General features: G+C 28.3%; 2 protein-coding genes. Both read right to left on the bottom strand.

Features of this window, described 5'->3' with window-relative positions:
* Positions 1-429: 429 nt before the first annotated feature.
* Positions 430-2,580, bottom strand: a complete 2,151-nt coding sequence (locus tag R4K56_RS14460; protein WP_335773152.1) for a tetratricopeptide repeat protein — start codon at positions 2,578-2,580, stop codon at positions 430-432.
* A gap of 41 nt (positions 2,581-2,621) precedes the next feature.
* On the bottom strand, positions 2,622-3,620 hold the full coding sequence (locus R4K56_RS14465; protein WP_335773153.1) for a patatin-like phospholipase family protein: 999 nt from the start codon (positions 3,618-3,620) through the stop codon (positions 2,622-2,624).
* Positions 3,621-4,473: the final 853 nt, after the last annotated feature.

Raw genomic sequence — 4,473 nt, forward strand, 5'->3', positions numbered from 1 at the left:
AACTTTTTTGTGCGACAAAAAAGTTGATAATAGACTTGTTTCAAAACTAATTTAATAAATATTTACACTGTTTAATTTTTAGTATTTTTAAATTTATAATTGGGGCTTTGCTGCGAAGCACACAGTCGTGCCAACCCCCAGTTCTTTTACGACCGAAGGAAGTACTGTAAGTATTGGTATAAAAGAACCTATATCCTCGGCAGGCTCGGATACGCTTCGTGAAAGACTGCATTTTTGACTCAAATTTGGTTTTATAATGTGTTTGAAACATATTTTATTAATATAGAATAATTATAATGACAAAATATAGTTGTTTAGGTATAAATAAACTAATTTCAATTAATTATGGATTAGTATTGAAAACAGACACAATAAAAAAATATAAGGACAAAAAAATGTTTCGCCCTTATATTAAAATAGGTAATTTACTTAATCATTAAATAGCTTGTTAAATATCTTATCAGGATCTAACCCCTGTTTAACATACTCGTCTTTTAAAGCAAGCAAATTCTGAGTATCTTTGTTCATTTTGTAAATAACCCCTTTCAAAAGCAAAGCTTCCTCATAATTAGGTTCTATTGATAATGCTTTATCTAAATACTCCATTAACATTAAATAGTTTTCGTATTTTACATTGATTTCATATCCGCCTAATACTATACCTAAAGCTCTTGCAGTATATGTATTATTTCCAGGTTCTCCACTGTATATTTTTAAATATTCTTCAACTAAATATGCACTATTAGGATAATCACATTTTATACAAAAATCGTATTTATCAGGATCCCCCCATAATGCATTAGTCCCTTTGTGTGTACGATAAGTATGATCTGTTTTTAACAATGAATAGGTATATTTTGCTAATAGATAATACAAGTCCGCATCTTTTCTATTTAAATTAATAACTTTTAAATTAATAACCTGTTTAATTTCTGCAATATAATTAATTAGAAAATTACTAACCCCTCTACTTACACAATAACTGTCATCATAACTTATTTTCATTTTTCCAGAAGGTCCATAATAACTTTTAATATTTGCATTATTAAAATAAGAATCTGCCAATTTGATTTTAAAGTGTAATGAATCAAATTCCATATCTTTATTATTTTTTATATACTGGTCAATATCTTCAAATAATGGATCTACATTAGATAATTTAAATAAAATTTCCCATTTCTTTTTATGAAGCTCAAAATTATTATTGTTTATTTTCAAACCGTTTTCAACAGCTTCCAATGCTTCATCAAGACAATGATCGTTCATTAAGATATCGCTTTCTATCAAATAGCTTTCAATATCATTTTTGTTTAATTCTTGTATTTTTTCAATATCATCTAATGTATTGGTATTATTCAAATTAATATAGCATTTAGCTCTGTATTTATAGGCATTAATCAAATCTTCTTTATTTGCATCTTCATTGTTTTCATTAAACTCTATTATTTTATTGCATTCCTCTATGACTTTATAATATTTGCCATCTTCAAATAAAGTTTCTATTGTATTTGATTCTGACAAAAGAGGCACTGTTTCTTTCTCAATAACTTCGCTTTCATCTACAAATGAATCAATAACACCCAAATCATCTACAAGCATAACAGCAAATTCATATATATTTATCTCTTTTTCTATATCAAAATCGGAATGCTGCTTTACATACTCTTTAGTGAGTGTTACTTTTATATCTTCCTCTGAAGCCTCGCTCAAACTTGTTATTGATTTTACTATATAATTTTCCTCTCCTGCAAGCAGATTCAATTTTCTAAATCCAGATGATATAGGTATAGTGTATGATAACGCTTTTTCAAGATTTTCAATTTTTGTGTCTTCAAAAAGTCTTTTAATCAAATCTTCTCTGCTGATTAATAAACGGTAAAAGTCTATAGCCTTTATTTTTGAGTTTATATCAATACCGCAGTTTGCCATAGTAGTTTTTAATAAAAGCATATCTTGTGTAGTGCGGTTTTCTCCTGCCATACGATAAAAGTCATTAGACAAGCATATTACTTTTTCAAATGTATCAAGGCTTGAATATGTTCTGTTATCATAGGTTAAATATTCTATAGTGGCATTCCAGTTTAATAGTTTCACATTCTGCTCAAGTTTTTCTATCTTCAAAGAATTCTGTACAATCTGCCCCAAAAGTCCCTGAAACATCTGCTTCATCACAGAATAAATTTCATTGATTTGATTATTAATATCAACAGACATTGAATTCAATTTATTATTAACAGCAATAACAGCTTCAAAAGTGAGTTTATTTTGTTCTGCAAGTACCTGTATCATTCTTTGAGAAGCTTTTTGAGCCACAGCAAAATTATAATCTATTTCGCCTCTTATCTTTCTGTTTTTTCCTGTTATAGCACCCCATAGATTTTTAAAAAATCCCTGACTTGATAATTGCTTTGCTCTTGCCTCTCCAGCAGCCAAACAAGATGCCGCCTCTAATGTAAGCTCTGTTAATTTATTTGCATTATTTTTATGAAGTTCTATAGTGCTTTCAATATATCTGTCTATCTCTGTTTTATCTGAAGCCTCTATTTCATTTTCATAAGGAAGTATTAAATTAAATTCCATAAAAAACCGCCTTTATTTTATGTTTTTATTATTATTGCTATTTAATTTTTTATATCATCAGTATAGTTAATTTTAATATTATTTTCAATAGCTATTCTTTGTATATCATTTTTTATATTATGTCTTTCTTCTTTGATTAATTTCATTTTATGTTTATATTCCTGTTCATTAATATACATTTTTTTAATAGACTGTAAAAGTTCAAATTGTGTAGTTGCCATATCAAATACAGGCTTTAATATTCTTTTAGCATCATTATAGCCTTGTTCAATATGAGAGCTCATAGCAGATGATGAAAAATTCAAAGTACCTTTTATAAGTCCTCCCAAATCTTCCTGAGGCACTATTTCTATTATTTTTAAATTAGGAAACTCATCTCTTTTTATAATAGACTCTCTGCTTAAATGCACAACTACAACCATATTGCATCCTAAATTATAAAGAGGTCTTATAGGTATATTATCTCCTACAATAGGAATGCCTCCATCTATATATGTTGTTCCGTCAATAACTTCTTTATCAAATACAAAAGGAATGGCACTTGTAGCAAGAAGTATTTTTCTTATTCTATACTTTTCGCTTTTATTTATAGAAAAATAATGCACATTAAAATCAGGAACAGCCAAGCATGCAGCATAAAGCGGATCGTCTGTATTAAGCAAATAATCAAAATCCAAATATTTATCAATAAGGCTTAAAAGTCCGTCCCTTGAAAATACTCCGCTTGATGCAACTATTCCAGCCAATGCTATGATTCTAGTCATAGGTATGCCTAATGGTATTAAAATCTTTGAAATGCTTTTTACTATACTCTCTGCATCAAAAGAAAGTATTTTATCCTGCACTTCATTAAGCCAAATTTTTTCGGCTGTATCATAATCGTTTTGATATATTAGGCATGCATTCAAAGCTCCTACAGAAGTTCCAGAAATAGCATAGATATATTTGTCAAATCCAAATTCCCTAAATGCTTTCCATACTCCTATTTGATAAGAGCCTTTTCCGCCTCCTCCTGCTAAAACAAGTCCTAATCTGTTCATAATTTTTTCCTTATAGTTTATATAATTTTAGTATAATACATATTATAAACTATATCTATGACAAATTTAGACGCTATTTTCGAATAATTAAAGATTTATTATATACTAAATTTTTTAAGTTTATCAATTTGTTTATTGTTTTTTTACTGCGACTTCGTCAAAGTATCTGCCTACCTAAAGATACTTCCTTCGGTCGCAGGCACGCTTAGCGAAAGTGCAAGTATAAAATTAGTATTAAATCATACTAAAAACGTCTTACAGGTAAGATAATTTATTAAATTAAATTCCAAATGTAGCCTTTTTGCTTCTCGCCGCAGGCGTACTTCGTATGGGGCACCAAAAGAAGTGGGGTCTGGGGCAAAGCCCCAGATATAAAAACAAAAATATAAATTTATTTTTGACAAAATATAGTTGTTTAAGTATATACTGAAAATTTTTAAGTTTGTCAATTTTTTTATTCAACTTTTTCCCGCCGCATACGCTCTGCGGGCTTCGCCAAAGTTGCAAAAAGTGCAAGTACTTTAATCTTATATGAGGGTAATATATTAAATGTAAGGACAGCAATTTCATACATTAAAAATTATACAACTAATTTTATCGCAAGTCTTATGTACTTTATAGAAACATCAATCTTGAAACAGCTCAAATAAAAAAATATAATTTCTTAATTTGGTATAGCTAATTAATTTTATCAACTTCTATATTTTTATAATTTTTTATGCACACAAAAAATGAATCTAACAAAAGTTTCTGAATCAGTTATACAAGCATTAAATCTTTATAATTATTCATTATTTTTTTTATTATCTTTAGATCTAAGGTATTTACTAATTGACAATGTTATAAAGGATAT

The organism is Brachyspira pulli (genome assembly GCF_036997785.1).
Lineage (GTDB): Bacteria > Spirochaetota > Brachyspiria > Brachyspirales > Brachyspiraceae > Brachyspira > Brachyspira pulli.